Raw genomic sequence first — 16,614 nt, 5'->3', positions numbered from 1 at the left:
TAAATATTAGTTATTAGGTGAACTTATGGATAGGCAGAAAAAGATTATTCAAACAAGTATTGTTGGCATTGTTGTTAACCTAGTACTTGTAGCATTTAAGGCAACTATTGGAATTTTGGTTAATTCTATTGCTATTACGTTGGATGCGGTTAATAACTTGACTGATGCATTAAGTTCTATTATTACTATCATTGGGGCTAAGCTTGCTAGTCGTCCTCCTGATAAGAATCATCCTTATGGTTATGGTAGGATAGAATATTTTTCATCAGTAATTATTGCTGTTATAGTTTTATGGGCAGGTATCACGTCTTTACAGGAATCTTTTCCTAAGATTTTCGTGCCTGATGTAACAAGTTATACTACGGTTTCTCTTGTTATTGTTGCGGTAGCAGTTGTTGTTAAGTTTGTTTTAGGTCGTTATGTGAAGGGTGTTGGAGAAGATATTAATTCTCAGGCATTGGTTGCATCTGGTAGTGATGCTTTCTTTGATTCTATTCTTTCTTTATCAACTTTGGTTGCTGCTATTATTAGTTTGGTGTGGCATATTAGTTTGGAGGGTATTCTTGGTGTTATCATTTCATTTGTTATTATTAAGGCTAGTATTGAAATGTTGCAGGAAACTATTAATAGTATGATTGGGTCTCGTGTGGATTCGGACTTGTCTCGTAAGATTAAGGAGGAAGTTGAGTCTTTTGATGGTGTTTATGGGGCTTATGATCTTGCTTTGCATAATTATGGTCCTGAGGATACTGTGGGTAGTGTCCATATTGAGATTGATGATTATTTAACTGCTAAGGAGATTCATGCTTTGACTTTTAGGATTAGGTCGGCGGTTTATGAGAACTTTGGTATTGCTTTGACTGTTGGTATTTATGCGACTAATGATTCTGTGGAGGAGTTTGCTGAGATTCGTTCTTATCTTGAGTCTTTGTTAAGCGAATACCCTGAAGTATTACAAATGCATGGGTTCTATGTATATGATGAAAAAAATATTGTTAGTTTTGATTTGATAGTTGATTTTAATGCAAATCGTGAACAAATAAAAGAAGAAGTTCTTGAAAAACTATATGATAAATACCCTGAATATAAATTTATTATAGTGGATGATTATGATATAAGTGATTGATTTTCACAATCATCTACAACCCCTTTTTTTGAAATTTTTATTCTATTACTTATGCTTTTTTATTTTTTATTATATTTTTTGATATAGTCCTTATTTTGCATATAATTTGTACATAACATTTTATATATGATTAATAATAATCTATTAATTAAACAATAGGAGAATAAAATAAACATGTCAATTTATGATTATACAGTTAAAGATACAGAAGGTAATGATGTTTCATTATCAGATTATGAAGGAAATGTTTTATTAATTGTTAATTCAGCAACTGAATGTGGTTTCACTCCACAGTATAATGAGTTAGCAGATATTTATGATGAGTTTAAGAATGATGGTTTTGTTATTCTTGATTTTCCTTGTAACCAGTTTGGTAACCAGGCTCCAGGTACTGGTGAGGAGATTAAGAAGGCCTGTCGTCTTAAGTTTCTAGTTGAGTATCCTATCTTTGAGAAGATTAATGTCAATGGCAGTGATGAAGATCCATTATTCACTTACTTGAAGAGTGAGAAATCTTTTGAAGGATTTGATTCTGATCATGAGTTAGCAGGTGTTATTGAGGATGTTGTTTCCAAGATTGACCCTGATTATATGAATAATAGTGATATTAAATGGAATTTCACTAAGTTTTTAGTTGACCGTGAGGGTAATGTTGTTGAAAGATTTGAACCAACCAAGGATTTAGGTATTGTTAAAGAGAAAATACGTGAGTTATTATAATGAAGTATGCTATAAGATATTATTCTAAGTCTGGTAATACTAAACGTTTGGCGGATGCTCTTTCGGATTATTTGAATGTTCCTGCTCTTGATATTTCTCATGATTTGACTGAGGATGTTGATGTGTTATTCTTTGGTTCTGGTGTTTATGGTTCTTCACTGGATCCGGGTGTCATATCTTTTATTAGTAATATTGGTGTTCGTGTTGGAAGTTTTGTTAATTTTTCGACTTCTGGGATTATGGAGTCTAATTATTTGCTGATTTCTGATGTTTTGGAGAATACTAGTATTTCTTTGTCTGATTGTGAGTTTCATTGTCCGGGTAGTTTTGTTGGTATGAATGCTGGCAGGCCTGATGATGGGGATATTCAAGATTTTATTAATTTTGTTAAGGATTTTTTAAGTTAATCCTTGTTTTCTTTTTTTGGTGGTTGTTTTTTTGTGCATATGTTTATATGTTATGGTGGTAATACATTTATATAATATTAACAATGTTATATTATATTTTTAATAAAAAAATTTTTCATAAAATATCAAAAAATAGAAAAAAATATAAATTAATAATAAAACCAAACAAAAACAAAACAAGTGCCATGAATTAAGTAATAAAACAAACATAAATATACTTATTCATTTTAAGCATAAAAAAAACCAAATTATTAATTTATACAAAAAATAACAACGGAGGTGACAATATGTGTGAATTATTCGGAATAACATCAAAAAGATGCATCAGAATAAACGACTACCTAAACCAATTCTACAGCCACTGCGAACAACACCCACATGGATGGGGATTAGCAATAATGCAACAAAACCAGTTAATAATAGAAAAACAACCAATTAAAGCATCTCAAAGCAAAGAACTACAACAAATACTAGAAAAACCAATCATAGTAGAACATGCATTCGCACACATACGACTAGCAACAATGGGCTACATGGATTCATTCAATTGTCATCCCTTTTCTAAAATTGATAACTCAGGCAGAACATGGACACTAATACATAACGGAACAATATTCAACTACGAACCACTAAACAGGTACATATCCCAACAACTAGGAGAAACAGACTCAGAAAGAATACTACTATTCATCATAGACAAAATAAACGAAGCACAAGATGCAAAAAATGCACCACTAAACAGTGATGAATGCTTTAACTTCATCGAAGGAATAATCAGAGACCTATCAGAAGGAAACAAATTAAACCTAATGCTATTCAATGGAGAATTCATGTATGTTCATGCAAACTATAAACAATCATTATACTACCTACAAGCACATGACAGCATATTCATATCAACCAGACCACTAAGCAAAGAAAACTGGAAAGAATTTCCAATAAACAAAGTAATCTCATTAAAAAACGGAGAAATATACAAAAGAGGCCGAACACATAACCATGAATACAGAATAACCGGAGAACATTTCGATTATATAGTAGATCACATGTCAGAAGAAATGAAAAATAAATTAATAGAAAAATTTGGTGATTTAAACTATGCAAAAGAATACTCACTCAACCATCAGTGAAAAAACTATAAAAAAACGCTTATATGACAGATTCATAAAACCAACAACAGAAGGTTACAAGGACTTTGTAGGAGTAGAAGTGGAAATACCAATAGTAAACTTAGAAAAAAAAGCAGTAAACTTTACAATAGTACACAAAGTAACAGCAGAATTTCTTAAAAAATTTCAACAATTCAATTTTAATGTCATTGACCATAACGGGCACGCCTGCTCACTGATAGACAAACAGACAGGCGACATAGTATCCTATGACTGCTCATATAACAACCTTGAATTTTCAATAGGCAAAGAAACAAGCCTAATAAACGTACATGAAAGATTCAAGACGTACTACCAATTCTTTAAAGAAACATTTGAAAAATACAACCATACACTAACAGGCATAGGAATAAACCCCTATAGGAAATACAATAAACACATCCCAATACCAAGCGAAAGATACCAAATGTTATATCATCATCTATGCTCATACTCAAAATATTCAAAATTACCAAAATACTTCCATGATCACCCGGAATATGGAATGTTCTCAAGTGCATCCCAGATACAATTAGATGTTGAAAAAAAGAATCTTATAAAAACAATAAACACATTCAGCAAACTAGAACCATTAAAGGCAGTAATATTTTCAAACTCTGTACTACTCGAAGAGGATACAAACTTATTATGCTGTAGAGATAACTTCTGGCAGGACAGTACTCATGGAATCAATCCACATAACATTGGAATGTATGAAACAGAACTAAAAGACCTGGATGATCTGATAAGATATATAGAATCATTAAACATATACTGTACAATGAGGGAAGGATACTATATTAACTTCCCAACAATAAATATCATGGACTATTTCAGTCAAGACCGGATACATGGTGAATTCTGTGACAAGGGAAAATATGATGAAGTAGAGTTCACACCAGAACTGGATGATATCAAGTATCTCAGGTCATTCAAATTCCTTGATTTAACATACAGGGGGACAATAGAATATCGTAGTGCCTGCACACAGCCAATACGTGATGTTATGACAGTAGGAGCATTTCAGTTAGGATTAAAACATAACCTTGAAAAACTTGTCGCACTGCTTGAAGCTGATGAAGTCATATACCATCATGGCTACAATGCTACGGAATTGCGTAAACTCTTTTTGTATCGTGAACTTCCAAGTTTTGTTGATGAAGACAAATTGTATGCATTAATAGAACAAGTATTGGATCTTTCAAGGGAGGGACTGGAAAAAAGAGGGTATGGTGAGGAAAAATTCCTAGACTCATTATATGAAAGAGTTTATAATCATACAAACCCTGCAAAACATATGTTGGAATTATTGGAAGATGGTGTTGGCTTAGAAGAAATTATAGATTTATATGGACGTATAGATTAAGATAACCTCCTTTTATTTACATATTTTTTTCTGGTGTAGTAAGTTTTATTTTTGAATATAAACATAATATTTATTATATGTATTAAGGACTTATTGCTGTTGTAGGAATATATTTATTAACTTATAGTCATTTGAAAAATAGGAAACTATTAACAGGATTAATAATTATTTGATATTTTTTTTCAGTAGGGTTGCTGTTAGATTTTGTATTATTGATTATTATTAATGTTTTGGATAAGTTGTTGGAATTATTTGATTTAGGAGGAGATATTTTATGAAGCCTGAAGAAGTTAAACGTATGGAAGAGGAAGAGGATGAGGAATTTGTTGGTTTGAATGTTGATACTAACTTGTTGGAGGCTGTTCAGGTTCTTTTTAAAACTGAACCTGAGGTTGAAGTGTTTTATGATTCCTTCTTGGAACGTATGCAGACTGATAAGAAGTTACGTAAGCATACTGATAATAGGAAGCGTATGAATGCTGCATTTTTGGATGAGCTTCTTAAGTATCATGATTTGGATACTATTAATGCTGCGTTGGATGGTGTCAGTACTGATGATGTTGCTATTGGTGAGGATGAGAAGGATGTTGATAAGGTTCTTCGTCAGACTTTTAAGAATAAGATGGAGTTTAGGATGTTTATGACTTATATTAGTCAGTTTATGATGGAGAATAAGGATTCTCCTGTGGAGGCTGCTGCTAAGAGTATGAAGCGTTTGGGTAAGTCTGATAATGATATTTTGAAGATTACTAGTGTTATTGATAAGGTTTTTTAGTTTTATTTTTTTTTCCTCATCAATATATGAAATATATGTTTTAAAAGCTTTAAATAACTTATAACTATTTTTCTGTCTTTAATTTTATGAATAAAAGCTTTTATATATTATAAATTAAAAATTATTTAATTGAATCACTTTAAATAGTATTTGAATAATTAAGGTGATTTATACATATATTTGATGGAGGTTCTAAAATGAAAAAAATAAACAATGACATTAAACTCAACGAAAAAACAGATCTAGTAAAAAAAATAATAAACATACCAAAAGAATATTCCGAGATAAACGATTGTGAATACATATACATAGACACAATCGACCTAAAAAATCTAAACAATTCAATTTTTAAAAACAAAACAATACTCACAAAAAAATTCGACGATTATTTCATACTGGAAAATACAATATCAACAAAGCCAGGTCTTACAAAACTAAACTACAAACACATAGTAGACCTGTTAATACTTAACAACACAACAATACAAAGAGACCTGCAAGAAATAATAGATCAAGATACCATCATAATAAAAAAACTAGAAAACAACGTAATATATGTGGAAGATACAAGAAAAAACATAAAAATGATAATAACACCCTACGAAAAAATAATTATCAAAAATAATGGAATCAACACAAATCTTGAATACTATGAAATATTAAATTAAGAAAATAATTAATATTAAGTAAAATAAAACTATGAATAGATAAAAATGATTTTTAATTCAAACTATAATTACATAACATCAATGATATTAGGGATATTCATAGGAAGCCTAGTACTATTACTAAGTAGACTGATAGGATTACCAATATCAGGAGCAATATTATCCATAGTCCTATCAGCTTTCGTCACAGCATTCCTATACAATCCATCCAAAAAGAAAAAAAACAATCATGGTACTCTAAGAGGAACTGCAGCAAGTGTTATATTCTCATTAATATTCAGTATCATGCTAGTAATGTATTACCTTCCTAAACTAGGAAACCTATTCGGGACAACAGATATATCAATAGCTGCATCAATAATGATAGTGCTATTAATAACGGTTATAATCGGATTAGTACTTGGAGCCATAGGCGGAAGTATAGGATCAACATTAAGAGATTTATGTACAGTAGTCTCCTCTGAAAAATAATAATATTAATTATTTTCAAAAAACTTTTTTTTCCACAATTTTTTTTTATTACAATTTTACCACTAGTTTTCTATCCAATAATATGATTTCTAATTAAAATATTAAATATTTAAAATTACAAAATAAATATGTATAAAATACACGGGATTATAATGAATACGTATAAACTCAATAAATTAAAACCAAACGAACTGAAAACAATAGGACACTACACCGGATACGTGTGCATAATAATGTCAATACTAATGATAGCACCAATAATCTGTGGAATAATATACAATGATACACAAAAATTGGTAAACGCATTCATTATCTCAGCAATAATAACATTCATATCAGGAATAATGTTAATCACATTATTCAGAAGAAAACATTTGACAAACCTATCACTCAAAGGATCACTGATATTTGTACTGGGAATATGGGGAATAATAGCAATATACTCAGGTCTTCCATACTTGATTTCGGGACAATTAGGACCATTTGACTCCTTTTTTGAAGCAATGAGTGGTATTACCACAACAGGATTTTCATTAATACCCGAAGAAACACACCCCTACTCAATTGCAATGTGGAAAGCATTAACACAATGGTTTGGTGGACTGGGAATAATTGTATTGTTACTGGTAATAGTTCCATCAAGTGTCAGCTTGAAAAGATTGTTCTTTGCAGAAGGAAGAACAGAACAAATGACACCAAATGTAAGACATACCACAATGATATTCCTTAAACTATACTTGTTAATCACGGCCATGGGTATATGCTTATACCTGATACTGGGATTAAACCTTTTCGAATCAATATGTTTTACTTTCACAGCATTCGCAACTGGGGGATATTCAATTTATTCAGCGGATACTCATATATTTGACTCTGTTGCAATACAATTGGTTACAATATTCCTCATGATACTGGGTAGTACGAACTTTGTTATACATTACAGAATATTGAAGGGTAACACAAAAAACCTGTTCAAGGATGTAGAAATAAGAGCAATGGTAGTGATAGTTACAATAGCAACATTACTTATCATGTTATCATTGTATACTCAGGGTTATTATAGTCATGATGTAGTGCAGATATTCAGGCACTCGGTATTTCAGGTAATTTCTGTAATGTCATCTACAGGTTTTGTATCACAGGACATTACTAGTTGGCCACAGTTTAGTTTCTTCCTATTGTTACTCTTAACATTTGTGGGTGGATCTATATGTTCTACCAGTGGTGGTATTAAATTATATAATATTGTCATATTGTTTAAATCTATATGGTGGGAAGTAGAGGAAATGATGCTTCCAAAAAATGTTATTAAGCCTAAACGTATTAATCATGATAAGAAGGATAGGGAAATATCAACTAAAACAATTAAAACGATACTGATATTTATTGTTTCGTATGTGTTAATATTCTTGTTCAGTACTTTTGTCATACTGTTTTATTGTAATGACTTTGCTTTGGCTAGTACTGTTGCAGCGTTATCTATTGGTAATACGGGTATAACTATTAGTTATATTTCTGCTAGTATGCCTGTGATGGTTAAGATTGTTTTAATCATTGATTTCTGGGTTGGCAGGATTAGTGTTTGGCCGTTATTCCTTGCTGTATTATACCTGATTAATAGGGCTGAGAGTAAAATACAAAGATAATTACCATCCTTTTTTAACACTATTTTTTTTATAAAATTCTATTATTTTATCATATTGTTTTTGTATTCACTATCTATTTTATTGATGCTTATTTTAATTTAAAGTATTAACTTTTTATTTAGTAAAAATAATGAATTATTATATGTATATGTGGTGAGTAATAATATTATAAAATGCTGATTTATACATAAATTTAAAATAAAAAAATTGTTTTAGAAAAAAAAGATTACAGTAGAAGTACCTAAACTTCTACATCTATGGTTTCAAAAGTGTCCACATGTTCATAATTTGAAGACCTAGCACTATCTAAACCAATTAACATTGTACTACCATTATGGAATACAGATGTTAATGAAGGAGTAATAACACCAGTTAATCCAAGACCCATGAATAAAGTGTTGAACACAACAATTAACTTATAGTTTCTCTGGATTATATCCAGCATTTGCTGACTTAATAAACGTGTCGTTACAAGGTCATGTAATGTTGGTCTGAGCAAAGTAATATCTGCAACTTCCCTTGCAAGATCTGATGAATCTTTCATAGCAACACTCACATCAGCAGCTGATAATGCAGGTGAATCATTAATACCGTCTCCAACCATTATAACTTTCTTACCTGAAGCCTTAATTTCTTCCACGATGGAAGCCTTATCCTCTGGTAATACCTGTGACCTGTAATTATCAATTCCTAACAGTTCTGCAGTGGTATGAGCAGCATTTTCAGAATCACCTGTGAGCATGATAATGTCATTAATGCCAAGTTCTCTGAGCTTATCAAGCACTTCTTTTGCTTCATCTCTTGGTGGATCATCTATACAGATTATTCCTTCAAGATTTCCATCAATTGCATAGTAAATTATTGAATATTTATCAGCGTTTTCCTTGATGATTGCTTGATGTTCCTCTGATATTTCCACTCCTTCATCTTCTATTACGAAGTGTCTGCTACCAAGAACTGCTCTTTTACCGACTAGTGTTGTTGCTATACCATGGGCTACAACATATTCTACTTCGGAGTGTAGTTCTTCTCCGTGGTTTAGTCCTAGTTCTTTGGCTTTGTTAACTATTGCTGTTGCCACACTGTGTGGGAAGTGTTCCTCTAGACATGCTGCTTCTCTTAGTACTTCATCATCTGATAGTACTCCTAGTGACACGGTTTTTGCCACGTGTGGGCTTGACTTGGTTAATGTTCCTGTTTTGTCGAATATGATTGTGTCTGCAGTTGCGTATGCTTCCAGGTATCTTCCACCTTTTACTACAATTTCTCTTTCTGATGCTTCACGCATTGCTGAGATGATTGAGATTGGTGTAGCAAGTTTTATTGCACATGAATAGTCTACTGTCAGTGCGGCTATTGCTTTTATTGTACTTCCTGTGAGGAGGTAGGTTAGTCCTGTTACTGCAAAGTTCCATGGTACAATTGAATCTGCAAGTTTTTCTGCCTTACTCTGTATTCCAGCTTTTGCCTTATCTGAACTTTCGATTAAATCAATAATTTGGTTGATTCTTGTTTTTTCATTCAGTTCATCAACGCGTATTACAATTGTTCCTTCTTCTACGATTGTACCTGCGTATACTTTTTTACCTTCTGATTTATGTACTGCTAATGATTCTCCAGTCATTGTTGCTTCGTTTATTGCAGCTTCGCCTTCGATGATTGTACCGTCTGCCGGGATGATTGTACCTGTTCTTACCACTACACTGTTACCTTCTCTTAGGTCTGTGAATGGTATTTGTACTTCTTCGCCGTTTTCTGTTTTTATCCATACTTTGTTAATGTTTAGCATTAAACTGTTTTCTAGTGAGTGTTTGGTTTTTTCTATTGTGTAGTCTTCTAGGATTTCTGATAATCCGAGGAGGAATACGATTGATCCTGCTGGTCCAAACATTCCCTGTGATAGTGTTACGAATATGCTTGTTGCATCAAGTAGGTCTACATCTAGTCTTAGGTGTATGAGGCTGTCCAGTCCTGCTGCCATGTATGGTAAGCCTTCATATACTATTTTTGCTACTTGTAATGGTAGTGGTAGTAGCATTTTGGCCAGGTATCTTGTTGCAATTTTTTTAAGTATTTTGTTTATGTAACGACCATCTGTTTCACGGGATATTTCTTCTTGTGTTGGTTCGGCTTCGAATAAGTCACTTTTTTTAAGGTTTGCTAAGTATTTTAGAATTTTCACTTTTTTGGTTGTGTATTCTATGTAAATACTTCCATTGACTGATGAAACTTTAACAGTTTTGATTCCTTTTTTGCTAGTTAGTAGTCTAGCTATTCCATATCCTTGTTTTTGTGTGAATGCGTTTTTTCCTGCACGAACACGTAGGATATTGTTTTTATCATAAACTATTTTAAATTTCATGTTCGTAATTCCACTATTTTTTTGTGTAAAAAATAATTTGGGTGGTCAGGTGTGTTTATTCTTTATCTTCATCTTCGTCTTCTAAGTCTTCTTCGTCTTCGTCTTCTAGGTCTTCTGGGCCGAAGATTTCGATTTGTTGTTTTTCTTGTGCTTCTGTGTGGATGTCTTCTGCGTCTTCTCTGATGTTTTCTATGCTTTCTTCTACGGAGTCTTTTATGTCGAGTGCTCCTGCTGTGAGGTTTACTGCAAAGTCGTGTGCTGCTTCGGTTTCACAGATTTTTTTTGCTGCGTATGCACATACTGCTCCTGCTATGAAGTATTTTACTTTTGTGCTTCCGAAGAAGTCTCTTGCTGTTTGTCCTATTCCGTTTCCTTCGCCGTTTCTATTGAATACCATATTTATCACCTTATATATTATTTTATTGTATTTTTTTTTTAATCTCAGAATTTTTAAAATTTTATTCTTGGATATATAATTTTCTAATGATTATTATATTTAAATGTGCCTTTTTTTAGGCGATATGAACTTTTTTTTAAGTATAACTAAAAAATATTTAGGTATACATTATTTATTACTTAGTGCTATTGTTTTTTACTTTTTTATAATTTCTTCTTTTAGAAATTCAGTTATTGTTGATACTTGTTTTCATTAAACACTTTGTTTTAAGTATTTTTAATATTTGCATTTTGTTTTTTAAAAGTTCATTGTTCTTTTAAATATTGTTATTTTTTTAATTGTATTCCATTTTTTCTGAGAATTATTTTGTAGTCTAATTTTACTCCTTATATTTGTTGGTTTTTGTTACTCCTTATAAACATTCCTTGTTTGTGAGGGGTAATATTTTCATAGGTTGTTATACCTATACCCCTATGGGTATATTATATAGTTTAAAAAACACACTATATAAACATAACCCAAAAAACAATAAAAAACAATAGAAAATCAATCAAAACAAACTTAAAAAACACAAGAAAAAAACCATAATACAAAAACCTACCATCATTCTAAAATAACGAACAATATAACCTAATTATTATTCTATAATAGCGAATAATTTCATATGTTTATTGTTCCGAAATTACGAATAATTAAATAGTTTACTCTATACTATTTTTTGTATTTTTAAATTATTGTCAATTTTAATTTTTGACTTTATCAATAATTATAAATAGTCAAACATTGATAAATTATAATGTATTACAAAAAACAAAATACGTACAGGTAAAAACAATGAAATGTCCAATAGACGAAGAAAACATATCACTATCATTCCTTTTCACAATATTTCTAAAATCACAACACCAATACTACAAACACTACCTCAAAGACCAAGAAATAACAATACAACAAATACCAGTACTACTAAAACTACTCAACCACGAATACATATACCAAAAAGACATAGCAAACGACCTAAAAATAGACAACGGACTACTAACAAGAAACATACGAAAACTAGAAGACCAAGGATACGTAACAAGAAAAGAAGATAATGAAAACAGAAGACAAAACAAGATAAGCCTAACACCAAAAGGAAGAAAATTCACAACAAAAATAAGAGACAAAGGAATACAGCGTGAAGAAGAAATAATGAAAAACACAACAATAACACGCCAAGAACTAATAAAAATATTCCTAGAAATAATAGATAATTCAAAAGAATATAACAATAAAATATTGGGGGATTAAATGCAAGAAAATAAGGGAAAAAACAGTAACATAGAACTACTAACAGGCGACTACAAAGTCGCAATAAAAAAACTAGCATGGCCAATGATGGTCAGCATGTTCCTAATAATGGCATACAACCTAGCAGACAGCATATGGGTAGCCGGACTAGGAAGCGACGCACTAGCAGCAATAGGATTCATCACACCACTATTCATGATACTAGTAGGACTAGGAAACGGAATAGGAGCAGGAGCAAACAGTATGATAGCACGATTCGTCGGAGCAAAAAACATACCAGAAGCAAACAACACCGCACTACACAGCCTAGTACTAACAGTAATAATATCCATACTCGGATCAGTAGTAATGTACTTCATACTACCATCACTACTACAAATAATGGGAGCAGGCACAGCAACACAACAAGCACTAGATTACGGTGGAATAGTATTCACATTCATGATCATATTCATCTACAGCAACGTAGGAACCGCAATACTAAGATCAGAAGGTGACGTAAAAAGAGCAATGTATGTAATGGCAATAACAGCCATATTCAACATAGTACTAGACCCAATATTCATATACATACTAGGATTTGGAATAATGGGAGCAGCATGGGCAACAGTACTATCCGGATTCATAAGCTGCCTAGTACTCCTATACTGGATGCACATAAAAAAAGACACATTCCTCAACCTAGAATTCAAAAACTTCCACTATGAAAACAGCATAACATGGGGAATACTAAACGTAGCAATACCATCAACAGCAGAAAACCTAATATTCAGTGCACTAGGAATAATAGAAAACTACTTCCTAGTACTAGTATCAGGAACAATAGCAGTAGCAACATATACCGCAGGAATGAGACTCATACAACTATCAATGATACCACTCATGGGATTCGGAACAGCACTCCTAACAGTAGCAGGAGCAAGCTACGGAGCAAGAAACTACCAGAAACTACAAGACTCCTTCTTCTACACACTAAAACTAGGACTAATAGTAAGTACAATCATGGCAATAGTATTCTACTTCTTTGCACCACAAATCAGTATGGTATTCGCATACTCATCAAGTGCAAGCCTAGCACCAAGAATAGCACAACTAATACAGATAATGATAATATTCATATATGCAGTATGCCTAGGAATGGTATCAGCAATGATGTTCCAGGGAGTAGGAAAAGGATTCACATCACTCATACTAACATTCATACGAGCATTACTACTAGAAGTAGTGTTCTCATACGTATTCGGAGTACTATTCGGATGGGGAGAACAAGGAATCTACTACGGAGTAGTACTAGGAGGATTCCTGGGAGGAATCATAAGCTTCATATGGGCAAATGTATACCTAAGACGTTTAAGAAACAATTATCATGGAATAGACGAATAAACTATTCCAAACTTTTTTTTATATATAAAATTTAAGGTGTAATATTTATGGCCAAAATAGATAGAAAAAAATGTGAAAATACAAATAACTGTCCAGAAAAAGCAAAATGTATAGAAATCTGTCCATTAAAAATAATCAGAAATGTAAATGACATGATAATCATAGGAAGCGTCTGTGTTGACTGTGGAGAATGTGCAAACATTTGTCCAAAAAAAGCCATAACCATATAATGGATGATTCACATACTTAAAAGTACTAATATGCGCATTTTATAAGTGTAAGATTCTGTTTTAATTATTTTAAACAATAGTTTAGGTTAATGATCTTATACAATTTCATATTAAAATTCAATAGGGAATTTCATCAACACCCCAGAAAAATGTAAGTTCTTTTAAATTAAATGGTAAAAGATTATTTCTAATAACAATAATTAAAATCATAAAATAAGAAAAAAGTGTAGGGATACTCCCTAAAAAAATTTTTAGACTTCTAAAAAAATGTTTTTAGGGGGTATAAGGGGTTAAATTATTCCAGTATAACCTCTTCATACTCAGGATACTTTTCTATAAAACTTTTCACTTCATCATCCAAGAAATCAAACCATGACTGATGAGAAATGCTACGAGAAAAATGCTTAATATGCATAACATGACGTTCCTGTTCCTTAACATCAATAGACTCCCTAGTCTCATCATCAATGCTAGGCAATATTATATCATCTTCAACCTTACCCTCATATGTAACTTCAACATCCTTAAAAGCAAGAGGAACAACATCACCATTACAGTATGTTTTCACAACTATATCCTCATACAATTCTGCTAATTTCACATAATCAAGTCTGGTCTTTGTAAACTCATTCTGTGACCTTGTCATCTCTTCTAATTTATCAAAATTCCAATTATTCATACAAAAACAATCTCCATATACTCTAATTATACTAAAACTTTTTACCAACATTATATGCTTCAACCAACTTATCTGGCTGATTATAAACATTACCCAAATCTCCAACATCCACAATATCCAATAAATCATAATGCATATTCATACGAAAAGGCTGAACAACCGTTAAATCAATATAACTATCATAATAACCCCTAGGACCAAGATGAGTGAAAATCAATGCAACCTTACCATCCAAGTTAATAAACGGATTATTAGTAATACCAAAGAACCTGTCCACAAGAACCTTCAATGCACCAGTCATCTGACCAAAATAAATAGGCGTAGCAAGAACCAATGCATCAGATTCAGCAATCTCATGAGTAACACGCAGGCCATCATCATCCAAAACACAGTCACGACCACTTATACAAGTACCACAAGCCCTACAAGGACTAACCACTAAGTCACCAATACAATACTTGGTAACAATATGACCATTCTCCTCGGCTCCACGTATCATCTCATCAACCAAAACATCAGTATTTGAATTCTTACGCGGACTACCCATCAAAGCAACAATCTTCATAAACATTAACACTCCCATTCATAATCCTATTTTATTATTTCTAATATCTGTTAAAACATTCATATCAAGGTTTTCAATACCCGGACGTAAAGATTCAACTATTCTCTTTTTATCTTCTTTATAATTAAATGTGTTAAGATTCATACTACTGGTATGATGAGTGATGAAACGACCATCAAAGTCAAGGTTCTCAACAAACAACAACAACTCCTCCATCAACTCCCGCTCACTACACATATCAAAAAGACCAGCATCAAACTCACTTCTAAGAACAGTACCCTCAAAGAGTACAAGTCCACCAGTACCAACAACAATAGGATGTAGCTGGCTGAAAATCTCAGCACTATTAGAGGCATGATCATACGAGAGACTTCTACCACCAGCACCATTAAGAAAAGTTAACCAATAACTGATACCAGCATCATCCAATTTACCGCACTGCTCTAAAATGTCCTTAGATTTATAGCCCTTATTTATTCTTTTTAATGTATTGTCATCACCACTCTCAACACCAATATTAACTTCACTCATACCCTTATCCTTAAGAATTTCTAACTGTTCAACAGACTTATTGCGCATATTATCCACACGAGCAGCCATAGTCATAATCTCAACATGAGGCAAATACTCATGGACAAGGTCACAAATATTATTCAACCTATTAAAATCCAGACAAAAAGGATCAGCACCAACCAACTGCAACCGACTAGTTTCAGGATAAACTGATGCAATCTCCATCAAATCTTCTCTAATCCATTCAATCGGAGAAGGCCTGAAAGTAATCCCAGAGTACATATTACAGAATTTACACTTATTATGTGTACAGCCCTGCGTAATCTCCAGCAATGGAGAAGGAGGCTAATAAGGATTCCTGTATAAAGTTCCCGTATAATGCAATATAATCACCCAAATAATTTTAATATAATATTATATTGTATCTGATACTCATTAAAATTACTTCCAAAAACAAAACCCATGAAAAACTTGGAAAAATATTAACATGATATACAGGTAACAAGCAAAAAACAATAATTTCCTAATACTTATTAAATTATCAAAATACTGAATATGAAAATATGAAAATACATAAAACATCCTGACAAAATAATACACAAAAATATCAACCGAAAAAAGGAAATACTAAAAACAAATCATTCCACAAAACAAATAAACTACTCAATGTACAACAAACAAAAACAAAACAAAACACTGTATAACAACAATAAAAATAATATAAACAATAAAAACAAAAAAACTCAAAAACACAAAATAACGAATAAAACAACAAAACCAAAACAAAACCAAAACAAAAACAACATCAAATCAAAAAAATATTACAAAAAAACAAACAGAATAATAAAAAACATTTAAATAATAG

17 protein-coding genes are annotated in these 16,614 nt (G+C 31.9%); 12 read left to right on the top strand and 5 right to left on the bottom strand.

From position 1 onward, the window contains the following. The first annotated feature begins 25 nt into the window (after positions 1-25). From PXD04_RS17745 to PXD04_RS17705, 9 genes are all read left to right on the top strand, one after another. On the top strand, positions 26-1,126 hold the full coding sequence (locus PXD04_RS17745; RefSeq protein WP_323736149.1) for a cation diffusion facilitator family transporter: 1,101 nt from the start codon (positions 26-28) through the stop codon (positions 1,124-1,126). A gap of 174 nt (positions 1,127-1,300) precedes the next feature. Beyond that, on the top strand, positions 1,301-1,846 hold the full coding sequence (locus PXD04_RS17740) for a glutathione peroxidase (protein WP_323736148.1): 546 nt from the start codon (positions 1,301-1,303) through the stop codon (positions 1,844-1,846). Continuing rightward, the gene (locus tag PXD04_RS17735) at positions 1,846-2,253 is read left to right on the top strand and encodes a flavodoxin (RefSeq protein WP_323736147.1); all 408 of its coding nucleotides are present in this window, start codon (positions 1,846-1,848) and stop codon (positions 2,251-2,253) included. Before PXD04_RS17740 ends, PXD04_RS17735 begins: the two co-directional genes overlap by 1 nt. Positions 2,254-2,540: 287 nt before the next feature. After that, positions 2,541-3,383: a class II glutamine amidotransferase gene (locus PXD04_RS17730; RefSeq protein WP_323736146.1), complete on the top strand. Its 843-nt coding sequence runs from the start codon at positions 2,541-2,543 to the stop codon at positions 3,381-3,383. After that, complete coding sequence (locus PXD04_RS17725; protein ID WP_323736145.1) at positions 3,352-4,767, top strand: hypothetical protein; 1,416 nt, start codon at positions 3,352-3,354, stop codon at positions 4,765-4,767. Before PXD04_RS17730 ends, PXD04_RS17725 begins: the two co-directional genes overlap by 32 nt. 274 nt (positions 4,768-5,041) lie before the next feature. After that, positions 5,042-5,542, top strand: a complete 501-nt coding sequence (locus PXD04_RS17720) for a hypothetical protein (RefSeq protein WP_323736144.1) — start codon at positions 5,042-5,044, stop codon at positions 5,540-5,542. Between the two features lie 197 nt (positions 5,543-5,739). Next, positions 5,740-6,210, top strand: a complete 471-nt coding sequence (locus tag PXD04_RS17715; RefSeq protein WP_323736143.1) for a hypothetical protein — start codon at positions 5,740-5,742, stop codon at positions 6,208-6,210. Positions 6,211-6,255: 45 nt separating this feature from the next. After that, on the top strand, positions 6,256-6,681 hold the full coding sequence (locus PXD04_RS17710) for a DUF5518 domain-containing protein (RefSeq protein WP_323736142.1): 426 nt from the start codon (positions 6,256-6,258) through the stop codon (positions 6,679-6,681). A 152-nt stretch (positions 6,682-6,833) separates the two neighbouring features. Continuing rightward, on the top strand, positions 6,834-8,327 hold the full coding sequence (locus tag PXD04_RS17705) for a TrkH family potassium uptake protein (RefSeq protein WP_323736141.1): 1,494 nt from the start codon (positions 6,834-6,836) through the stop codon (positions 8,325-8,327). Between the two features lie 241 nt (positions 8,328-8,568). On the opposite strand, the gene PXD04_RS17700 is transcribed toward PXD04_RS17705, so the two are convergent. Next, entirely contained in the window at positions 8,569-10,689 is a 2,121-nt protein-coding gene (locus PXD04_RS17700; protein WP_323736140.1) for a heavy metal translocating P-type ATPase, read from the bottom strand. A 55-nt stretch (positions 10,690-10,744) separates the two neighbouring features. Next, complete coding sequence (locus tag PXD04_RS17695; protein WP_323736139.1) at positions 10,745-11,086, bottom strand: DUF6110 family protein; 342 nt, start codon at positions 11,084-11,086, stop codon at positions 10,745-10,747. Positions 11,087-11,920: 834 nt separating this feature from the next. On the opposite strand from PXD04_RS17695, the gene PXD04_RS17690 reads away from it, so the two are divergent. From PXD04_RS17690 to PXD04_RS17680, 3 genes are read left to right on the top strand one after another with little or no spacing between them, the layout of a single operon-like run. Continuing rightward, positions 11,921-12,379 carry a MarR family winged helix-turn-helix transcriptional regulator gene (locus PXD04_RS17690; RefSeq protein ID WP_323736138.1) on the top strand — a complete coding sequence of 153 codons (459 nt, stop codon included), beginning with the start codon at positions 11,921-11,923 and terminating at the stop codon, positions 12,377-12,379. Further along, positions 12,380-13,762 carry an MATE family efflux transporter gene (locus tag PXD04_RS17685; RefSeq protein WP_323736137.1) on the top strand — a complete coding sequence of 461 codons (1,383 nt, stop codon included), beginning with the start codon at positions 12,380-12,382 and terminating at the stop codon, positions 13,760-13,762. A gap of 47 nt (positions 13,763-13,809) precedes the next feature. Beyond that, the gene (locus PXD04_RS17680; protein WP_323736136.1) at positions 13,810-13,992 is read left to right on the top strand and encodes a 4Fe-4S binding protein; all 183 of its coding nucleotides are present in this window, start codon (positions 13,810-13,812) and stop codon (positions 13,990-13,992) included. A gap of 295 nt (positions 13,993-14,287) precedes the next feature. Here the strand turns inward: PXD04_RS17680 and PXD04_RS17675 are convergent, their stop codons facing one another. Genes PXD04_RS17675 through PXD04_RS17665 form a run of 3 tightly spaced genes read right to left on the bottom strand, consistent with a single transcriptional unit; the run spans position 14,288 to position 16,082 of the window. Continuing rightward, on the bottom strand, positions 14,288-14,671 hold the full coding sequence (locus tag PXD04_RS17675; protein ID WP_323736135.1) for a hypothetical protein: 384 nt from the start codon (positions 14,669-14,671) through the stop codon (positions 14,288-14,290). 31 nt (positions 14,672-14,702) lie between these two features. Beyond that, entirely contained in the window at positions 14,703-15,236 is a 534-nt protein-coding gene (locus tag PXD04_RS17670; RefSeq protein WP_323736134.1) for a flavodoxin family protein, read from the bottom strand. Positions 15,237-15,254: 18 nt separating this feature from the next. Beyond that, complete coding sequence (locus tag PXD04_RS17665; protein WP_323736133.1) at positions 15,255-16,082, bottom strand: radical SAM protein; 828 nt, start codon at positions 16,080-16,082, stop codon at positions 15,255-15,257. Positions 16,083-16,614: the final 532 nt, after the last annotated feature.

Origin of the sequence: Methanosphaera sp. ISO3-F5 (assembly GCF_034480035.2) — an archaeon.
Taxonomy (GTDB): domain Archaea; phylum Methanobacteriota; class Methanobacteria; order Methanobacteriales; family Methanobacteriaceae; genus Methanosphaera.
This window is presented reverse-complemented; position numbering and strand designations above follow the sequence as displayed.

Excerpts from the sequence above, each read along its gene's own strand:
- PXD04_RS17745 (WP_323736149.1), top strand. The coding sequence starts at position 26 with ATGGATAGGCAGAAAAAGATTATTCAAACAAGTATTGTTGGCATTGTT.
- PXD04_RS17740 (WP_323736148.1), top strand. The coding sequence starts at position 1,301 with ATGTCAATTTATGATTATACAGTTAAAGATACAGAAGGTAATGATGTT.
- PXD04_RS17735 (WP_323736147.1), top strand. The coding sequence starts at position 1,846 with ATGAAGTATGCTATAAGATATTATTCTAAGTCTGGTAATACTAAACGT.
- PXD04_RS17730 (WP_323736146.1), top strand. The coding sequence starts at position 2,541 with ATGTGTGAATTATTCGGAATAACATCAAAAAGATGCATCAGAATAAAC.
- PXD04_RS17725 (WP_323736145.1), top strand. The coding sequence starts at position 3,352 with ATGCAAAAGAATACTCACTCAACCATCAGTGAAAAAACTATAAAAAAA.
- PXD04_RS17720 (WP_323736144.1), top strand. The coding sequence starts at position 5,042 with ATGAAGCCTGAAGAAGTTAAACGTATGGAAGAGGAAGAGGATGAGGAA.
- PXD04_RS17715 (WP_323736143.1), top strand. The coding sequence starts at position 5,740 with ATGAAAAAAATAAACAATGACATTAAACTCAACGAAAAAACAGATCTA.
- PXD04_RS17710 (WP_323736142.1), top strand. The coding sequence starts at position 6,256 with ATGATTTTTAATTCAAACTATAATTACATAACATCAATGATATTAGGG.
- PXD04_RS17705 (WP_323736141.1), top strand. The coding sequence starts at position 6,834 with ATGAATACGTATAAACTCAATAAATTAAAACCAAACGAACTGAAAACA.
- PXD04_RS17700 (WP_323736140.1), bottom strand. The coding sequence starts at position 10,689 with ATGAAATTTAAAATAGTTTATGATAAAAACAATATCCTACGTGTTCGT.
- PXD04_RS17695 (WP_323736139.1), bottom strand. The coding sequence starts at position 11,086 with ATGGTATTCAATAGAAACGGCGAAGGAAACGGAATAGGACAAACAGCA.
- PXD04_RS17690 (WP_323736138.1), top strand. The coding sequence starts at position 11,921 with ATGAAATGTCCAATAGACGAAGAAAACATATCACTATCATTCCTTTTC.
- PXD04_RS17685 (WP_323736137.1), top strand. The coding sequence starts at position 12,380 with ATGCAAGAAAATAAGGGAAAAAACAGTAACATAGAACTACTAACAGGC.
- PXD04_RS17680 (WP_323736136.1), top strand. The coding sequence starts at position 13,810 with ATGGCCAAAATAGATAGAAAAAAATGTGAAAATACAAATAACTGTCCA.
- PXD04_RS17675 (WP_323736135.1), bottom strand. The coding sequence starts at position 14,671 with ATGAATAATTGGAATTTTGATAAATTAGAAGAGATGACAAGGTCACAG.
- PXD04_RS17670 (WP_323736134.1), bottom strand. The coding sequence starts at position 15,236 with ATGAAGATTGTTGCTTTGATGGGTAGTCCGCGTAAGAATTCAAATACT.